The 16,913-nt window shown below is 71.1% G+C and carries 14 protein-coding genes; 11 read left to right on the plus strand and 3 right to left on the minus strand.

Annotated features, from left to right (window positions below; genetic code table 11):
• Positions 1 to 3: 3 nt before the first annotated feature.
• From OG371_RS36050 to OG371_RS36070, 5 genes are read left to right on the plus strand one after another with little or no spacing between them, the layout of a single operon-like run.
• Positions 4 to 831, plus strand: a complete 828-nt coding sequence (locus tag OG371_RS36050) for an ESX secretion-associated protein EspG (protein WP_329060178.1) — start codon at positions 4 to 6, stop codon at positions 829 to 831.
• A 29-nt stretch (positions 832 to 860) separates the two neighbouring features.
• Entirely contained in the window at positions 861 to 1,643 is a 783-nt protein-coding gene (locus tag OG371_RS36055; protein ID WP_329060180.1) for a transglycosylase SLT domain-containing protein, read from the plus strand.
• A gap of 15 nt (positions 1,644 to 1,658) precedes the next feature.
• A complete protein-coding gene (locus OG371_RS36060) occupies positions 1,659 to 2,777 on the plus strand; it encodes a CHAP domain-containing protein (protein WP_329060182.1) in 1,119 nt (372 codons plus the stop codon).
• Complete coding sequence (locus tag OG371_RS36065; RefSeq protein WP_329060184.1) at positions 2,774 to 3,073, plus strand: YbaB/EbfC family nucleoid-associated protein; 300 nt, start codon at positions 2,774 to 2,776, stop codon at positions 3,071 to 3,073. Before OG371_RS36060 ends, OG371_RS36065 begins: the two co-directional genes overlap by 4 nt.
• A complete protein-coding gene (locus tag OG371_RS36070) occupies positions 3,073 to 3,522 on the plus strand; it encodes a hypothetical protein (protein WP_329060186.1) in 450 nt (149 codons plus the stop codon). The genes OG371_RS36065 and OG371_RS36070 overlap by 1 nt, the downstream gene beginning before the upstream one ends.
• A gap of 99 nt (positions 3,523 to 3,621) precedes the next feature.
• Here OG371_RS36070 and OG371_RS36075 read toward each other — a convergent pair whose 3' ends face one another.
• Positions 3,622 to 4,797: an FG-GAP-like repeat-containing protein gene (locus OG371_RS36075; protein WP_329060188.1), complete on the minus strand. Its 1,176-nt coding sequence runs from the start codon at positions 4,795 to 4,797 to the stop codon at positions 3,622 to 3,624.
• A 15-nt stretch (positions 4,798 to 4,812) separates the two neighbouring features.
• Positions 4,813 to 6,108: a VCBS repeat domain-containing M23 family metallopeptidase gene (locus tag OG371_RS36080; protein WP_329060190.1), complete on the minus strand. Its 1,296-nt coding sequence runs from the start codon at positions 6,106 to 6,108 to the stop codon at positions 4,813 to 4,815.
• 169 nt (positions 6,109 to 6,277) lie between these two features.
• On the opposite strand from OG371_RS36080, the gene OG371_RS36085 reads away from it, so the two are divergent.
• On the plus strand, positions 6,278 to 9,040 hold the full coding sequence (locus OG371_RS36085; protein ID WP_329060192.1) for an AfsR/SARP family transcriptional regulator: 2,763 nt from the start codon (positions 6,278 to 6,280) through the stop codon (positions 9,038 to 9,040).
• Positions 9,041 to 9,140: 100 nt separating this feature from the next.
• Complete coding sequence (locus tag OG371_RS36090) at positions 9,141 to 9,533, plus strand: hypothetical protein (RefSeq protein WP_329060194.1); 393 nt, start codon at positions 9,141 to 9,143, stop codon at positions 9,531 to 9,533.
• Between the two features lie 56 nt (positions 9,534 to 9,589).
• Here the strand turns inward: OG371_RS36090 and OG371_RS36095 are convergent, their stop codons facing one another.
• The gene (locus OG371_RS36095) at positions 9,590 to 10,822 is read right to left on the minus strand and encodes a sodium:proton exchanger (RefSeq protein WP_329060196.1); all 1,233 of its coding nucleotides are present in this window, start codon (positions 10,820 to 10,822) and stop codon (positions 9,590 to 9,592) included.
• Between the two features lie 500 nt (positions 10,823 to 11,322).
• Here OG371_RS36095 and OG371_RS36100 point away from each other — a divergent pair, with 500 nt between their 5' ends.
• Genes OG371_RS36100 through OG371_RS36115 form a run of 4 tightly spaced genes read left to right on the plus strand, consistent with a single transcriptional unit; the run spans position 11,323 to position 16,913 of the window.
• On the plus strand, positions 11,323 to 12,477 hold the full coding sequence (locus tag OG371_RS36100; RefSeq protein WP_329060198.1) for an acyl-CoA dehydrogenase family protein: 1,155 nt from the start codon (positions 11,323 to 11,325) through the stop codon (positions 12,475 to 12,477).
• A gap of 52 nt (positions 12,478 to 12,529) precedes the next feature.
• A complete protein-coding gene (locus tag OG371_RS36105) occupies positions 12,530 to 14,131 on the plus strand; it encodes an acyl-CoA carboxylase subunit beta (RefSeq protein WP_329060200.1) in 1,602 nt (533 codons plus the stop codon).
• An 11-nt stretch (positions 14,132 to 14,142) separates the two neighbouring features.
• A complete protein-coding gene (locus OG371_RS36110) occupies positions 14,143 to 16,152 on the plus strand; it encodes an acetyl/propionyl/methylcrotonyl-CoA carboxylase subunit alpha (RefSeq protein WP_329060203.1) in 2,010 nt (669 codons plus the stop codon).
• Positions 16,152 to 16,913 carry an enoyl-CoA hydratase/isomerase family protein gene (locus tag OG371_RS36115; protein WP_329060205.1) on the plus strand — a complete coding sequence of 254 codons (762 nt, stop codon included), beginning with the start codon at positions 16,152 to 16,154 and terminating at the stop codon, positions 16,911 to 16,913. The genes OG371_RS36110 and OG371_RS36115 overlap by 1 nt, the downstream gene beginning before the upstream one ends.

Here is a 16,913-nt window from a genome sequence, read left to right on the forward strand (position 1 = left end):
CGCGTGGCCAGACAACTGAACGGTGGGGACGGCGTCGTGCTCTCCCACCTGGAATTCGACCTGCTGTGGGAAGACCTCGACCTCGGCCCCAGCCCGTACCCGCTCGAGGTGCGTTCCCACGGCGCCACCATGGACGAGCGTGACGCGCTGGGCACGCAGGTCGCGGAAAGCCTGACCGAGGCGGGCCTGCTCGACGACGGCGACGAGCCGCACCCGAGGCTGGCCGAGCTGTTCGGCGTGCTGGCCGAGCCGGTGGTTTCGGTGGACCTGCTGGTGTTCCGCGATCCGCCGATGCGGGCGCTGGTCGCGGCCGACCGGCGGCTCGGGGCCCTGGCCATCGTCGACGCCGGCGAGCTGGCCCTGCGGCCGTGCCTGCCGGACGAGCTGCCGGAGCTGGCCGCGGGCATCGTCGGCGAGGCGGACCCGGGGCCGGGCCGCTCGGTCCGGCTGCCGCGCGAGACGTTCTCCGAGGCGATGACCGCGTTCGCCGAGCGCGGGCACGACGCGTTCGAGCGGGTGCTGGCCGGGGCGCAGCTCACCGGCCGTGACCTGCGGGCGCTGTCCACCCTCGTCACGACTCCGCGGATCGCGTACGGCCAGCTGGCCGCGAACGGTCCGGGCGGCCGTTCCCCGGCCGTGGCCTGGTACGACACCGAAGCCGGCCGGTACGGCGCGGTGGTTCAGGAGAGCGCGGGCACCCGCTGGGTCACCGTCACGCCCGCGGACGGCGCCTGGCTGCGCGACCGGATCGCCCAGGCACTGGAAAGCGTCGTTTCCGGTCGGGGCAATCGGGAACCGAGGACCCGGCCAGGCGCGTCCGACCTGAGGTAGCAGTGGAGCGCCTTGAAGGGGGCAGGCCCATGAGCAGGTTGTCGGCGGAGGAGATAGCCCAGCACGCGTACCGCGCGGGGTTCCGCGGGAACGCGTTGACCACCGCGGTGGCGGTGGCGCTCGCGGAGTCGGGCGGCAACGACCACGCGCACAACGCGACCCCGCCGGACAACTCCTACGGGCTGTGGCAGGTCAACATGCTCGGCTCGCTGGGCCCGGCCCGGCGGCAGGAATTCCACCTGCACTCCAACGACCAGCTGTTCAACCCGGACCAGAACGCCAAGGCCGCGTGGGACATCTCCGGCCACGGCAAGAGCTTCCAGCCGTGGTCGACCTACACCAACGGCGCGTACAAGAGCCACCTCGCCGCCGCGCGCAAGGCCGCCGAGGACGTCACCCGCCACCACGGCAAGACCACGCACAAGCCCGCGCCGCACAAGAAGCCCGAGCCGCCGAAGAAGCCGGTGCACAGCAAGGGAAACGGCGGGTTCCGCGCCGAGCTGGAGCAGTTCGTCGCGTACGAAAAGAAGACCCAGCACATCGCCGACGAGCTGGTGGCGACCGGGAAGAAGACCGTGCACCGGGTCACCGGCATCGCCAAGGACAGCTTCGGGCAGGTCGGCGAAGAGACAGGGTTCGCCGACGCGCTGGGGGACTTCAGCCGTTCGCTGGAGAAGCAGGTCGGGGTCACCGGTGCGCACGCGCGCACGCTGGGCGCCTCGGTGTTCCGGGCGCGCGAGAACTACGCCGGCATGGACACCGACGCCGCGGGCGCGCTGACCACCAAGGACATCCAGGGCAGCCTGGGCTGACGAGGGGGATTCGAAGTGGACACCGCAGGAGTCGCGACGCTGTTCGCGGACGAGATGAAAGCCCACCACGGCAAGCTCCAGGGCAAGGCCGCGGACTCGCAGGCCGCGCAGCAGGCGCTGCAGCAGGCGGCGAACACGATCACCGAGCAGCACGACGTGCAGCGCAAGGCCGCGCACTCGCTGCTGGAAGGCTGGCAGAGCAAGGCCGCGCCGACCTTCGAGAAGGATTCGGCGAAGTTCGGCACCGACCTGACCGTCACGGCGAAGGCCAGCCGGAGTGGCGCGCAGGTCGTCGGCGAGGTCACCGACGCGCTGGCGGGCCGGCACCAGGCGACCGGCCGGCTGATCGACGAGTTCGTCGCGAAGGCCCGGAAGCTGATCGACGCCGGGTACCTGCTGGCCCGCAACGGCAGCCCGGCCGCGCTGCTGCTCGCCGTCGGCGACGTGGCCGATCTCGCCGGCAAGTACCTCAAGGAGTCGTCCACGCACCTCAAGGACGCGCGGACGGAAATGACCGAGGCGGCCCGCAAACTGCGCGCGCTGCAGACGGAGCTGGCCCACGACGGGGTCGGGGACGCGGGGGTGGCGCACCCCAAGCCGGTCGTCAAGCCCGGCCAGCACCAGCAGCACGTCAAGCACGTGCAGCACCAGAAGCACGTCCAGCACCACACCACCCAGCACCACCCCGGCACGAAACCCAGCAGCAGCAAGAAGGTCCAGGAGATCCTGGACCACGCGCGGTCCAACCTCGGGTACCACGAGGGCCCGAACAACCGGAACAAGTGGGGCCCGACCGGGCAGCCGTGGTGCTCCTACTTCGCCACGTCGATGTGGCGTTCGGCCGGGGTGAACATCCCGAAGTACGGGTTCACCGGCGACGTCTACAAGTGGGGCGAGCGCAACCACCTGGCCTACGACCGCGGCGCGATCGCCCACCAGGCCAAGCCGGGGGACACCATCCTGTTCGGCACCGGGCCGTCGTGGGCGGGCAGCGAGCACATCGGGATCATCGAAAAGGTCGAGGGCAACAAGATCACCACGATCGAGGGCAACGCGAACGACCAGGTCGAGCGCAACACCTACATCCTGCCGCGCGATCTGCACCGGTTCTACGGCGGGGTGCACCCGAAATGAGCATCACCGGGACCGCCCGCGGCGGCGGGGTGACGGCCGAGGTCGCGCCCGGGGGAGCGTTGCGCGGGCTCGAACTCACGGCGGAGGCGTTGCGGGGCGGCGGTTCCGCGTTGTCCGGCAAGATCCTGCGCGCGGTCCGCGAGGCCGCCGCGCAGGCGAACGAACGCGCCCGGAACGCGGTGACCGCCGAACTCGGCCCGCTGGACGACGCCGAGCTGACCCGGCTCGGCCTCGGCCGTGAGGCGGACCTGGCGGAACGGGCCGAGGAGACCACTCCGGAGACGTGGAGGGCGTGATGGCGGACGACGACCGCGGGGTCGACGAGCTGATCGAACTCGCCGACGAGATCCCGGAGCGGCTGGGCCTTTCGGACGGCCTGGCCGAGATCCGGGCCACGGCCGAGCGCGAAGGCCTGTCCGTGACGGTCGATGTGCACGGCATGCTGGTGGCGCTGGACATCGGCGAGGCCGCGCTGGAACTCGGCCCGGCCGTGCTGGCCGCGGAGATCTCCCGGCTCAGCACGGAAGCCGGAAACCGGGCTCTGCACGAGGGTTTGCGCGCGGTGAAGGCCGGCTGCACTCCCGCGGTGACCGCCGCGGTGGGGGAAGTGCTGGCCCTGGAGGAAGAACCGGCCGCGCAAACTTCGGACACACCACCGCCGCCGGACCCTGCGCCGCCTCGCCGACGCCGTGCGCCGGTGGAGGACGAGGAAGAGGGCTTTGTCCTCACACCGGTGAAGGACTGAACGCCCCGGGCGACCGGTTGCCGCGGGTAGCGGATGACGCTTCCCCTGCGCTGAGTGCAGTGAAAGCGTCATCCGCTACATCGAGCCGGCCCGCACGACTCAGTTGACGGCGAGGGTGTGGTTCGCCCAGCCGTTGCCGATGGGTGTGGGCTGGCCGAAGGTGCCGGTTCCGGTGCCGAGCCACTGCCAGAGGGTGTTGTCGGAGGATTTGACGGCGACGAGGTCGGCTTTGCCGTCGCCGTTGACGTCCATGGAAACCATTTGGCCGAAGGCGTTCCAGCCGGTGCCGACCTGGACTGCGGTGGCGTAGCCGCTGGGGCTCCGCTTCCAGAAGTAGAGTTCGCCGGCGGCGTTGGTGGCCCAGATCTCGGCGTCTCCGTCGCCGTCCGCGTCGGCGGCGGTGTGGCGTAACAAGGACGCCCAGCCGGAGCTGACGAGGCTTCGTTCGGCGAAGGAGCCGTTGCCCTTGCCGGGGTAGAGGTACATGTTGCCGCCGTCGCGGGCAAGGATGTCGGCCTTGCCGTCACCGTTGACGTCGGCGAACGAGACCCATTCCATCCCGGCCCAGCCGGGCCCCACGGCTACCCCGGCGCTGAACGAGGCGTTGCCGCGGTTGTTCCAGTAATAGAGGGTGCCGGCCTTGATCGCGAAGAGATCAGCCCAGCCGTCGGCGTTGGAGTCGCTGACGGAGATGGCGCTGTAGCCGCCCCAGCCCGCCCCGAGCCGCACGGCCGTCCCGAAACCACCACCGGCCGTGCCGGGGTAGAACGAGCCGACGCCGGCACTGTCGACGCCGAACGCGTCGTCGTACTTGTCGCCGTTGATGCTCTTCGCCGCCCCGACGGACGGGGGCTGCACCCCGATCGCCGTGCTGGCCGCCTTCAGGTACTGCAGGTAGGCACCCGAGTTGTACGTCGACCACGGCGTCCAGTCGCTGCCGTGGTCGGAGATGCGGTAGGCGGCATTGGCGTTGCACTGCGCGTCGTAGGCACAGGCGTCGGTGACTTCGCTGTGGTAGAAGTCGTTGATCTGCCAGAGGCCGCGGTCGATCGAACCGGAGTTGACGCCGCGGGCGAGCGGATTGCAGCCGGACTCGGCCATCGCGACCGCGACGGCCTTGACGAAGTTGTCGCCGGTGAACCCGGCGGCCCGGCCGACGGTGACGCAGAGGTCGATGTCACCGGCCGCGTGCGCGGGCGTCGCGAACGTGACCCCGGCGGTCAGGACGGCGCCGGTCATGGCGACCCGCAGGAAAACGCTGAATCTTCGTTTCATCGAGGCTCTCCTTGCTCAGCTGTCCGCGAGGGTGTGGCCGGCCCAGCCGGTGCCGATCGGCGTGGATTGGCCGAAGGTGCCGGTTCCGGTGCCCAGCCATTGCCAGAGGGTGTTGTCGGAGGTCTTGATTGCGACGAGGTCGGCCTTGCCGTCACCATTGATGTCCAGGGAAACCAGTTGCCGGTAGGCGTTCCAGCCGGTGCCGACCTGGACGGCGGTGGCGTAACCGCTCGGGCTCCGCTTCCAGAAGTAGAGTTCGCCGGCGGCGTTGGTGGCCCAGATGTCCGCGTCTCCGTCGCCGTCCGCGTCGGCCGCGGTCTGCCGCAGCAGCGACGCCCAGCCCGCGCTCACGAGACTGCGCGCGGCGAACGTTCCCCCGCCGAGGCCGGGGTAGAGGTACATGTTGCCGCCGTCGCGGGCGAGGATGTCGGCCTTGCCGTCACCGTTGACATCGGCGTACAAGACCCACTCGAAGCCAGACCAGCCGGGTCCCACCTCGACGGCCGAGGTGAACGTCCCGTCACCGTGGTTGTTCCAGTAGTAGAGCGTGCCGGCCTTGATGGCGAACAGGTCGGCCCAGCCGTCGGCGTTGGAATCGGCGACGCCGATCCGGGTGAAGCCGCTCCAGCCCGCGCCCATCCGGATGCCGGTGCCGAAACCGCCGCCGGAGGTGCCCGGGTACATCGTGGCGACGCCGTCCGCGTCCACGCCGACCGCGTCGTCGTAAGCGTCCCCGTTGATGCTCTTCGCCGCGCTGTGCTGGCCGCCGCCGCAGTTCTTCGAGGTCACATCACCGGCGGGGTAAGGGAATCGGACGCCGGCGAACACGGCGGGCTGGATGTTGTCCGGGTACGGGCTCCCGTACCGCACCTCGTAGTGCAGGTGCGGCTGAATGGCGTTGCCCGGCTTGCTCGTGTTCCCGACGTGCCCGATCAGCTGCCCCTGCGTGACGGTGTCTCCGGCGCTGACGGTCATGTCCCGCAGGTGCGCGTAGTAGCTGAAATAGCCACTGCTGCCGTGGCTGATCTTCACCAGGTTCCCGTAGCCGTTGGCGCTGCCCTGGTTCGCGGCGGTGGCGACGGTGCCGGCGGCGGACGCGAGGACCGGGCTGCCGAGGTCGTCGCCGCGGTTGAAGTCGATCTCCCAGGGCGTCACGTGCGCGCTGCTGTCCGGGTTGTTGCCGTGCCAGGTCTGCCCGCACGGGAACGGCAGCTGGAACGCCGGCTCGGCGGCCTCGGCGGGTACCGCGAGACCGAGGGCCGCGGCGGCCGAGGCCAGGCCCGCGATGGCGTATTTCTTCCAAGCTCTCATCAGGATGCTTTCCTCCCGTGGCCGGATCCAGGGCTCGGAGCCTGTCGCGGGGCGCTATGGATTCGCTAAGCCCGGCCGCACGGTGAGGTGGGGCATTTCCCCCAAATGGGCGCAGGCGGCCCGGTCGAAGTGTGACACTCTATGCCTAAGTGTCAACTTAGGGGGCGACATGATCTTCTACCGGTTGCTGGGCGAGCCGGTGGCCGAACGCGCGGGCCGGGAGCTGTCGATCGGACCGCCCCAGGCCCGCCGGGTCTTCGCATTGCTGTTGCTCGAGGCCCCGCGTCCGGTCTCGCGCGACCGGATCGTCGACGAGCTGTGGGGCGACAATCCGCCCGTGTCGGCCCGGGTTCAGGTCCAGGGGCTGATCTCGGGGCTGCGCCGGGCACTGCGCGCCCTTTCCGGGGAGCAGCCGATCGTGACCAGGGGAGCGTCGTACTTCCTGGACGCGCGGCCGGAGCAGACGGACACCGGGCGGTTCACCGAACTCAGCGCGCAAGGCCGGGGGCTGCTGGCCGCGCATCGGTTCCCGGAGGCGGCCGAACGGCTCCGGGAGGCGCTCGCGTTGTGGCGCGGACCGGTGCTGGCGGGTGTCCCGGCGGCGCCGGAAGTCGCTGCCTACTGGGGTGATCTGCGGCTGGCGGCGGTCGAGGACCGGATCGAAGCCGACCTCGGGTGCGGCGAGCACGATCGGCTGGTGCCGGAGCTGCGTGACCTGCTCGGCGCCGCCCCGTATCGCGAACGCACCTGCGGGCAGCTGATGACGGCGCTCGCCCGGGCCGGCCGGATCGCCGAGGCGCTGGAGGTCTACCGGAGCTGGCGCGACCGCCTGGTCGACGAACTCGGCATCGACCCGTCGTCCGCGATCCGCGCGCTCCACGAGGAAATCCTGCGTGACGGGGCCGGGATGGCGGCCCGGGATTACCCGGTCCGCCAAGGGAACCCGGTCCCGAGCCAGCTGCCGCCCGGCATCGGAGATTTCGTCGGCCGCGACGAGCTGGTCGCCGAGCTGCTGGCCGAACTCGCGCCGGACCCCGCGCGGGAGGCTCCGCCCGTCCTCCTGCTGACCGGCGCCGGGGGCATCGGCAAGACCTCGCTGGCCGTCCGGCTCGCGCACCAGGTCGCGGACGGGTATCCGGACGGCGCGCTCTTCGCGTTCCTGCGCGGGACCACGAGTGAACCGCGCTCGGCCGACGCCGTGCTGGGCGGTTTCCTGCGCGCGTTCGGGGTGGCGTCGGACGCGATCCCGGCCGACCTCGACGAGAGCGCGGGCCTGTTCCGCAGCCTGGTGCACGGGCGCCGGGTGCTGATCGTCCTCGACGACGCGGCCGGCGAGGCCCAGCTGCGGCCGTTGCTGCCCGCGGGCGCGGGGTGCGCGGTGATCGTGACGAGCCGGTTCGCCCTCCCCGGCCTGGAACAGGGCCGCCGAGTGCCAGTCGACGTGCTGTCCGACGCCGACGCCGCGGCCCTGCTCGCCCCGCACGGCGACGTCACTTCCGCTGCGGCGCAACAGGTTCTGGACTACTGCGGCGGCCTTCCGCTGGCGTTGCGGATCGTCGGCAGCCGGATCGGCGACCGCTCCGGCTGGCAGCTCGCCGACGTCGCCGCCGAGCTTTCCGTCGAACGCAGGCGGCTTGACTGGCTGCGGACCGGGGACCTCGCGGTCCGCAGCAGCGTCGCCCTCGGCTACCGCCAGCTCGCGCCGGAGAGCCGGCGGCTGTTCCGGCGGCTCGGGCTGCTGCCCGCCGCGGACTTTCCCGCCTGGGCGGCCGCGGCCGTCACCGGCGGCGAACCCGGCCCGGCCGAGGCGGCGCTGGAAGACCTGCGCGTCCGGCACATGGTCCAGCCCGCCGGGCGCGCCGGGCGGATGCCCCGTTACCGGGTGCACGATCTGCTGCGGTCGTTCGCGATCGAAGAGGTCGCGGCGGAGCCGGAAAACGAACGCGCCGCCGCGACGGAAAGCGCTCTCAGCGGCTGGCTCTGGCTGGCCGAGGAAGCCGCGAACCGCATGCCCCGCAGTGTTTTGCGGCCCCCGCCCGGCAATGCGAGCCGTCGAAGACCCTTCGACGAGGCGGACGCGCTGACGGCCGAGCCGATGTCGTGGTTCCACACCGAGCTTCCCGCACTCGAAGCCGCTGTCTCACGCGCGGCGGACGCGGGGCTGGGGGAGCTGGCCTGGGAACTCGCTGTCGTCACTTCGTCTTATTTCGACCACAGCGGCCTGTATTCCGAATGGTGGCGGTGCCACCAGCGCGCCCTCGGCGCGGCCAGGGCGGACGGCTGTGAACGCGGCGAAGCGGCGCTGCTGCGCGGAATCGGCCAGATCCACCTCTACTGGGACGACTACCCCGAGGCGGCGCGGACGCTCGGGGAGTCGTACCGGATCAGCGAGCGGATCGGCGACCCCGGCGGGATGGCCCGGGCGCTGACCGGCCTGTGTGTGGTGTCCCGCTCGACCGGGCGGCCGGAGGAATCGCGCACGCTGGCCGCGCGGGCGCTCGAGGTCTTCACCGGCATCGGGGACGTCCTCGGCATGGCCCACCTGCAGACCTCCCACGCCGTCGCGAGTATCCACTTGGGACGGTTCGACGAGGCGGAAATGTCGCTGGACAAGGCCTGGCGGCTGTGCGTCGAACTCGACGACCCGCACCGGATGGCGCTGGTGCTGCGCCGTCAGGGCCAGCTCCAGCTGCGGCGCCGCGATCCCGAGCGCGCGATGTCCTGCCTGCGGCGCGCGCTGGAACTGCTGGAATCGATGTCGGACGAGCTCTGCGCCGCCCAGGTCCGCCTCGACCTCGGCCGCACCTACACGACCCTGGGCGAGCGCCAGGCCGCGGCCCGGGCACTGATCGACGCGTCTTCGCACTTCACCAGCGCGGGGAACCGGAGCAGCGCGGCGGCGTGCGCGCAATTGCTCGACGCACTGGCCTGACCTGGGCGCTTAAGGATTCGGGCGGCCGACGCTTAGCGGCTGCCCAGCGGCACCTGCCAGATTCGCCGGGTCATTGCTTCCGTGCGAAGGGGACCAACAAATGCGCGTGAAAGAAAACCTCAAGCGGCTGGGCGTAGTCGGCGCTCTGGCCGCCGCAGCCTCCACCACCGTGCTGACCGGCTCCGCTTCGGCGGACGTGTCGAAGGTCTGCAGCGGCAGCTACTTCTGCAACTGGACGACCGGCGTGACCACGTACGTCCAGTACGTGGATGCCATGAAAGGCACCCAGCTCGACGGCAAGTACGGCTACTTCCAGGTGTTCGGCCCGAACGGCTACCTGCTGACCGGCACCCGGACCACGGTGAACACCCAGCGCTTCCCGATCCGCAAGTCCTTCCCGCTCCGCGGGCTGATCTGCATCCGCTACTTCGAGGTCATCGCCGGTCAGTCCAAGGAATGGGGCACCCCGGCCTGCACCACGATCCCGATCTGATCCGACGAGCCGGTTTGGGGCCGCCCTGTCCGGGGCGGCCCCAGCTCGCGCGCGGCTCAGCGACCAGCCGTGACTGTGACTGCCGGATCGTGCTCGGGCGCGCGGCGGAACGGCGCGGCGAGCGTGGGCAGGATGTGCCGGCGGTTGCGGATCAGCGCGGCGAGCGCGATGGCCGCGTAGATCGCGCACAGGACGTAGCGCGCGGTCTGGCCGGGCAGCGCGAACTGCGCGGCGAACAGTCCGAGCAGCGTCCAGGCCGCCCAGCGCGGGAACCGCAGGGCCAGCAGCGCCGTGACGCCGAGGAGGGTTTGCGTCGCGGTCAGCAGGAACTCCTCGACCTGGCGGGCGTCCAGGTGCAGGGCGCCGCCCCCGCCGCCGAGCAGGTAGGCGATCGGGAGGCTGCCGACCAGCAGGGTCCACTGGTTGACCTTGCTGGAGATCAGGGTGCCGATCGCGGCGCCGCCGTTTCCCCGGACCGCGAACAGGATCGCGACGATGAACTCGGGTGCCTCCGAGGCCAGCGGGGCGAGCCACTGCACGAGCAGGAACCGGTCGATGCCGAGCTGGGTGCCGGCGGCGATCAGGTTGTGCGCGAACGGTTCGGCGCAGGCGAGGATGACCGCGGCGACGAAGGCGAACAACGCCACCACCAGGATCCGGCGGGGGCGGCGGGGCAGCGCGCCGATCGTCGCGGCCGGGCCGGCCAGGTCCGGCTCCCCGGCTTCGGCGCGGGAAGCCTTCCACAGGTAGAACACGAAGAACCCGAGCAGCGCGAAGCCGAGCAGGAGTGAGATCTGCCCGGTGACCGGAATGACGAACGCGACGACCGACGCGATGGCGAGGAACCCCAGCTCGACCCGGTAGGGCGAGTCCAGGGTCAGTTCGGGCACGGGCTTCCCGGTGCGTTTCTTCGCGATGGCGAGGCCGATGAGCACGACCAGGGACCAGCCGAGGCCGAGCAGGAGCCGGTTGGAGCCGGTCATGTTCGCCGCGGCGTACGCGACGTAGTCCGGGTTCGAACCGGCGGTGTAGGCGAAGTACAGGTCGACCGCGTACTCGGGGAGCACGGCGATGACCGCGAGGATCGCGATCGCCAGCCCGCCGGAGATGTCGACCTGCGCGGCCTCGGCGGCCCAGGCCAGCACGAAGGACGCGGCGACCACCGCCATCCCGAACAGCACCAGCCCGATCAGCGGGGCGGGCTCGGCGCCGCTGAAGCGCAGGACGAGGGCCGGCACGACGAGCGCGACGCACAGCCCGATCGGGCGCAGCAACTTGGTGGCCATCATGGGTGGGGGTTCCTCCCTGGACGCGTGCAGGCCTTGCCGCGACGTCCAGGGGTCTCGGCCCGCAGGTCAACCGGCCGAAAGTCTCGCCCACCCGCCGAGGGCGGGTGCCGCTGCCGGAGAACGGGTTCTCAGTGTGTCGACAGTGGACTTGAGGGCTACTCCCCTTCGGAACACCACCACTCTGACCTGCGGATCCGAGTTACCGCAACCGTTGATCAAGGTGGTCGTGGCCCGAATGTCCGGATTCGGGCAACCGGGTGGACGGTTTCGGAGCGCCGAACGGGGATCGGCCGCGAGTTATCGAAGATTCACAACTAGAAGTGACGACAACCGGCCTGTGGTGGACCTCGGCGCCCTAGTGGTGGCGACGGAACCTTGTCTTCCACACGATTACCGGGTGATCCAGCGGTCACCCGGCTCACACTCCGGCGGCTTGCCAAACCCGGTACTAGTGAACCATCATGCACTAGAGACCTCGGTGGCGCGGTGAAGGAGTCGGTGTGGACTTTCGGGAGACGTCGGAGCACAGGGACCTCCGGGACACGGTGCGGGCGATCACCGCGAAGTTCGGCCCGGAGTACTTCGTCCCGCGGGCCGAGGCCGGGGAGGCGACGCCCGAGCTGTGGGCGGAGCTGGGCCGGAACGGCTTCCTGGGGATCAACCTGCCCGAGGAGTACGGCGGGGGCGGCGCCGGGCTGGCCGAGCTGGCGATGGTCTGCGAGGAGACCGCGGCGGCGGGCTGCCCGCTGCTCCTGCTGCTGGTCTCGGCGGCGATCTCCGGCGAGATGATCTCCGACTTCGGCACGGAGGAGCAGAAGCGGTACTGGCTGCCGCGGATGGCCTCGGGCGCGGCGAAGGTGGTCTTCGGTATCACCGAGCCGGACGCGGGGTCGAACACCCACCGGCTGTCCACCGTCGCCGAGCGGGACGGCGGCGATTTCGTGATCAACGGGACCAAGCACTACATCTCCGGGGTCGACGAGGCCGAGGCGGTCCTGCTCGTGGCCCGCTCGGGGCGGGACGAGGCCACCGGGCGGGGCCGGCTGTCGCTGTTCCTCGTGCCCACGGACACGCCCGGCCTGGTGAAAACGCCCCTGCCGGTGTCGGTGAAGCTGCCGGAAAAGCAGTTCGTCCTGCACTTCGACGATCTGCGCGCCCCCGCCGAGTGGCTCGTGGGCGAGGAAGGAAACGGCTTCCAGCAGGTGTTCCACGGGCTGAACCCGGAACGGATCACCGGCGCGGCCCTGTGCGTCGGCATCGCCCGGCACGTGCTGGCCAAGGCCGCGGACTACGCGTCGACGAGAACGGTCTGGGACACGCCGATCGGCGCGCACCAGGGCGTCGCGCACCCGCTCGCGAAGGCCTGGATCGAGACCGATCTGGCCGCGCTGATGACGGCGAAGGCGGCGTGGCTGCACGATAACGACCTGCCGGCCGGCGAAGCGGCCAACGTGGCCAAGTACGCGGCGGCGGAGGCGGCGGGCGCCGCGGCCGAGGCGGCCATCCAGGCCCACGGCGGCAACGGCCTCGCCACGGAGTACGGCCTGCTGCCGTACTGGGGCATCTCGCGCCTGCTCCGGATCGCCCCGGTGAGCCGGGAGATGGTGCTCAACTTCGTCGCCCAGCACAGCCTCGGGCTGCCCCGCTCGTACTGACCCCCAGACCTGATCGCCCAGAACCTGATCACACAGAACGGACCCTCGCGTCATGACGACCGTCCTGCGTTCCGCGGTGAACACCGCGGACGAGACCTTCCAGGCCAACGTCCGGCACCAGGAGCAGGTGCTGGCCGAGCTGGACGAGCAGATCCAGGCCGCCATCGCCGGCGGCGGGCCGCGGTACCAGCAACGGCACCGGGACCGGGGGCGGCTGCTGGTCCGGGAGCGGATCGAGCTGCTGCTGGACCGGGACGCCTCGTTCCTGGAGCTGTCGTCGCTCGCGGCGTGGGGCACGCAGTTCCTCGTCGGCGCCTCGGTGGTGACCGGCATCGGGGTGGTCTCCGGCGTCGAGTGCATGTTCATCGCGCACGACCCGACCGTGCGCGGTGGCGCGATGAACCCGTACTCGCTGAAGAAGACGTTGCGGGCACTGGAGATCGCGCGGATCAACCGGCTGCCGGTGATCAACCTGGTCGAGTCCGGCGGTGCGGACCTGCCCACCCAGTCCGAGCTGTTCGTGCACGCCGGGAAGATCTTCCACGACCTCACCGAACTGTCTTCGCTGGCGATCCCGACGATCGCCCTCGTGTTCGGGAACTCGACCGCCGGCGGCGCGTACGTGCCCGGCATGTGCGACTACGCGGTGATGGTCGACCGGCAGGCGAAGGTCTTCCTCGGCGGCCCGCCGCTGGTGAAGATGGCGACCGGCGAGGACGCGGACGACGAGGAGCTCGGCGGCGCGGCCATGCACGCCAAGGTTTCCGGGCTGTGCGACTACTTCGCCACGGACGAGCGGGACTGCATCCGCATCGGGCGGCAGATCGTCTCGGAGCTCAACTGGCGCAAGCTCGGCCCCGGCCCGACGCTGCCCGCCGACGAGCCGCTGTACGACCCCGCCGAGCTGCTCGGCCTCGCGCCGTCGGACATCAAGGTCCCGTTCGACCCGCGCGAGGTGATCGCCCGGGTCGTCGACGGCTCCCGGTTCGGTGAGTACAAACCCTTGTGGGGCACCAGCCTGGTCACCGGCTGGGCGTCCGTGCACGGCTACCCGGTGGGGATCCTGGCCAACGCGCGCGGCGTGCTGTTCAGCGAGGAGGCCAAGAAGGCCAGCGAGTTCATCCAGCTCGCGAACCAGACCGACACCCCGCTGCTGTTCCTGCAGAACACCACCGGCTACATGGTCGGCAAGGAGTACGAGCAGGGCGGGATCATCAAGGACGGCGCCAAGATGATCAACTCGGTGGCCAACAGCAAGGTCCCGCACATCACCCTGAACCTGGCCGCGTCGTTCGGCGCGGGCAACTACGGCATGTCCGGCCGGGCCTACGACCCGCGGCTGATGTTCGCCTGGGCCGGATCCCGGCTCGCGGTGATGGGCGCCGCGCAGCTGGCCGGGGTCATGTCGATCGTGGCGAAGCAGTCGGCGGCCTCGTCCGGGCGGGAGTTCGACGCCGAGGCCGACGAGCGCAACCGCGCGGCGATCGAGGCGCAGATCGACCAGGAGTCGCATTCCTTCTTCGTCACCGCGCGGCTCTACGACGACGGCCTGATCGACCCCCGTGACACCCGCACCGTGCTCGGCATCGCGCTGTCCGCCGCGCACTCCAACACCATCGCCGGCCAGCGTGGCTACGGCGTCTTCCGGATGTGAGGACCACCCTGATGACCAGCCGGACCACCCCGGGCCCGATCCGGAAGCTGCTCGTGGCCAACCGCGGCGAGATCGCCGAACGGGTCATCCGCTCCGCGCGCGCTCTGGACATCGCCACGGTCGCCGTGCACTCCGACCCGGACGCCGACGCGCTGTTCGTCGAGGCCGCGGACGAGGCCGTGCTGCTGCCCGGCGCGGCGGCCGCCGACACGTACCTGCGCGCCGACCTCATCGTCGAGGCGGCACTGGCGACGGGCGCGGACGCGATCCACCCGGGTTACGGGTTCCTGTCCGAGAACGCGGAGTTCGCGCGCCGGTGCGCGCAGGCCGGGCTGATCTTCGTCGGGCCGCCGGTCGAGGCGATCGAGGCGATGGGCTCGAAGATCGCCGCGAAGGAGCTGATGGCGAAGGCCGGCGTCCCGGTGCTGCCGGGCGCCACGATCGACGACGCGGAGGATGTCGACGCCGCGGCCGTCACCGCGATGGCAGACGACATCGGCTATCCCCTGCTGGTCAAGGCTGCCTTTGGTGGCGGCGGGCGGGGAATGCGGATCGTCCGGGCGGCCGGCGACGTCGTCGAGGCCGTGACGGGCGCGCGGCGTGAGGCGGCGTCGGCGTTCGGAAACGGGACGGTGTTCCTCGAGCGGTACGTGGAAAACCCGCGGCACGTCGAGGTGCAGATCTTCGGCGACACCCAGGGCACCGTGGTGCACCTGTTCGAGCGCGAGTGCTCGATCCAGCGGCGGTACCAGAAGATCATCGAGGAGGCGCCGTCACCGGCGGTGGACGAGGCTTTGCGCGCGCAGCTCGGTGACGCGGCCGTCGCGGCGGGCGCGGCGATCGGCTACACCGGCGCGGGAACCGTCGAATTCGTCATGGCGCCCAGCGGCGAGTTCTTCTTCCTGGAGGTCAACACCCGGCTGCAGGTCGAGCACCCGGTCACCGAGGAGATCACCGGGCTCGACCTGGTCGCCCTCCAGCTCCGGGTCGCCGAGGGCGAGCCGCTGCCGATCGAGGCGCGCGAGCCGACGATCACCGGGCACGCCGTGGAAGCCCGGCTGTACGCCGAGGATCCCGCCGCCGACTACCGGCCGGGCAGCGGGCCCCTGCACCGCTTCCGCGTCCCGGACCTGCCCGGGGTGCGCGTCGACACCGGCGTGCGGGACGGTTCGGTCGTCGGCACGAACTACGACCCGATGCTCGCCAAGGTCATCGCGCACGGCCGGACTCGCGCCGAAGCCGTGCGAAAACTGGCCAGAGCCCTTTCGGAAGCCCGGATCCACGGTCCGGTCACCAATCGCGACCTGCTGGTCGCGATCCTGCGTGAGCCCGAGTTCGCCGCCGGCGCCATTGACACCGGTTATCTCACGCGTCACGATCCCGCCGCGCTGGTCGGTCTGCCCGGCAAGGACGCGGTGGCCGTGCACGCACTGGCCGCCGCGGTGGCGGGACAGGCGGAACGCCGTGCGCAGGCGCGGGTGCAACGCCCGGTGCCCACCGGATGGCGCAATGTCGCGAGTGCTCCGCAGCACGCCGAGTACCGCATCGGCGAAACCGACGTCGACCTCACCTACCGCTTCACCCGGCACGGTCTGGGGGCACAGGTCGACGGCGTGCCGCTGGACGGCCTCGCGGTGCTCGACGCGCGTCCGGACCGGGTCGACCTCCGGGTGGGCGGGATCCGGCGCACGGTCGAGGTCCACCAGGTCGGCGACACCGTTTACTGCGACAGCGTGCTCGCCGCCACCACGCTGGTCGAGCGGCCGCGGCTGCCCGAGCCCGGGACGGACGCGGCACCCGGATCGCTGCTGGCGCCCATGCCCGGCACCGTGATCCGGGTCGCGGCGGAGCAGGGGCAGCTGGTCGAAGCGGGCGCGGTGATCGCGGTGTTCGAGGCCATGAAGATGGAGCACGCCGTCCGCGCCCCGGTGGCGGGCCTGGTCGCCGAGCTGTCGGTTCGGGTCGGGCAGAACGTCGAAGCGGGCGAGACCGTCGCCGTCATCACCGAGGAGGAGGCCTGATGGCCCCGGTCAGCTACGAGGTGGCCAACGGCGTCGCCTGGCTCACCATCAATCGCCCCGAGGCGCACAACGCGCTGAGCGAAGCCGTCCGAAAAGGACTGTTCGACGGGGTGCACCGGTTCAACGCCGACGACACGGCGAAGGTGCTCGTGCTGACCGGCGCGGGGGAGAAGGCGTTCTGCGCGGGCGGTGACCTCAAGGAGATGAACGAGGCCGCGCTGACCGTGCCGCCCCCGGACTTCCTGCCGCAGCTGGGCCGCAACATCGACGTGCCGAAGCCGACCATCGCCGCGGTCAACGGGATCGCTTACGGGGGCGGGTTCCTGCTCGCCCAGCAGTGCGACCTGGTCGTGGCCGCCGAGCACGCCCGGTTCGCCGTCTCGGAGGTGAAGGTCGGCCGCGGTTCGCCGTGGGCCGCCCCGCTTTCGTGGCTCGTGCCGCCGCGCGTCGCGCTGGAGATCCTGCTGACCGGCGACCCGATCAGCGCCGCGCGGGCGCAGCAATACGGGTTGGTCAACGACGTCGTCCCGGCGGCCGCGCTGCACGAGCGCGCGCAGCAGCTCGCCGAACGGATCGCCGCCAACGCCCCGCTTTCGGTGCTCGCCGCCAAACGCACTGCCTACCTTTCCGCCGAGCACGACCGGGCGGAGGCGTACGACCGGGCCGAGGAGATCTGGGCGCCGGTCTACCGCTCGCAGGACGCGCAGGAGGGGCCGCTGGCCTTCCGGGAAAAGCGCGCGCCGGTCTGGCAGAGCCGCTGA

The sequence above is a fragment of the Amycolatopsis sp. NBC_01480 genome, from assembly GCF_036227205.1.
Classification (GTDB): domain Bacteria; phylum Actinomycetota; class Actinomycetes; order Mycobacteriales; family Pseudonocardiaceae; genus Amycolatopsis.

What these genes read in the sequence shown, in the direction of transcription:
- OG371_RS36055 (WP_329060180.1), top strand. Translation starts at nt 861, where the DNA reads ATGAGCAGGTTGTCGGCGGAGGAGATAGCCCAGCACGCGTACCGCGCG.
- OG371_RS36065 (WP_329060184.1), top strand. Translation starts at nt 2,774, where the DNA reads ATGAGCATCACCGGGACCGCCCGCGGCGGCGGGGTGACGGCCGAGGTC.
- OG371_RS36070 (WP_329060186.1), top strand. Translation starts at nt 3,073, where the DNA reads ATGGCGGACGACGACCGCGGGGTCGACGAGCTGATCGAACTCGCCGAC.
- OG371_RS36075 (WP_329060188.1), bottom strand. Translation starts at nt 4,797, where the DNA reads ATGAAACGAAGATTCAGCGTTTTCCTGCGGGTCGCCATGACCGGCGCC.
- OG371_RS36080 (WP_329060190.1), bottom strand. Translation starts at nt 6,108, where the DNA reads ATGAGAGCTTGGAAGAAATACGCCATCGCGGGCCTGGCCTCGGCCGCC.
- OG371_RS36085 (WP_329060192.1), top strand. Translation starts at nt 6,278, where the DNA reads ATGATCTTCTACCGGTTGCTGGGCGAGCCGGTGGCCGAACGCGCGGGC.
- OG371_RS36090 (WP_329060194.1), top strand. Translation starts at nt 9,141, where the DNA reads ATGCGCGTGAAAGAAAACCTCAAGCGGCTGGGCGTAGTCGGCGCTCTG.
- OG371_RS36095 (WP_329060196.1), bottom strand. Translation starts at nt 10,822, where the DNA reads ATGATGGCCACCAAGTTGCTGCGCCCGATCGGGCTGTGCGTCGCGCTC.
- OG371_RS36105 (WP_329060200.1), top strand. Translation starts at nt 12,530, where the DNA reads ATGACGACCGTCCTGCGTTCCGCGGTGAACACCGCGGACGAGACCTTC.
- OG371_RS36110 (WP_329060203.1), top strand. Translation starts at nt 14,143, where the DNA reads ATGACCAGCCGGACCACCCCGGGCCCGATCCGGAAGCTGCTCGTGGCC.
- OG371_RS36115 (WP_329060205.1), top strand. Translation starts at nt 16,152, where the DNA reads ATGGCCCCGGTCAGCTACGAGGTGGCCAACGGCGTCGCCTGGCTCACC.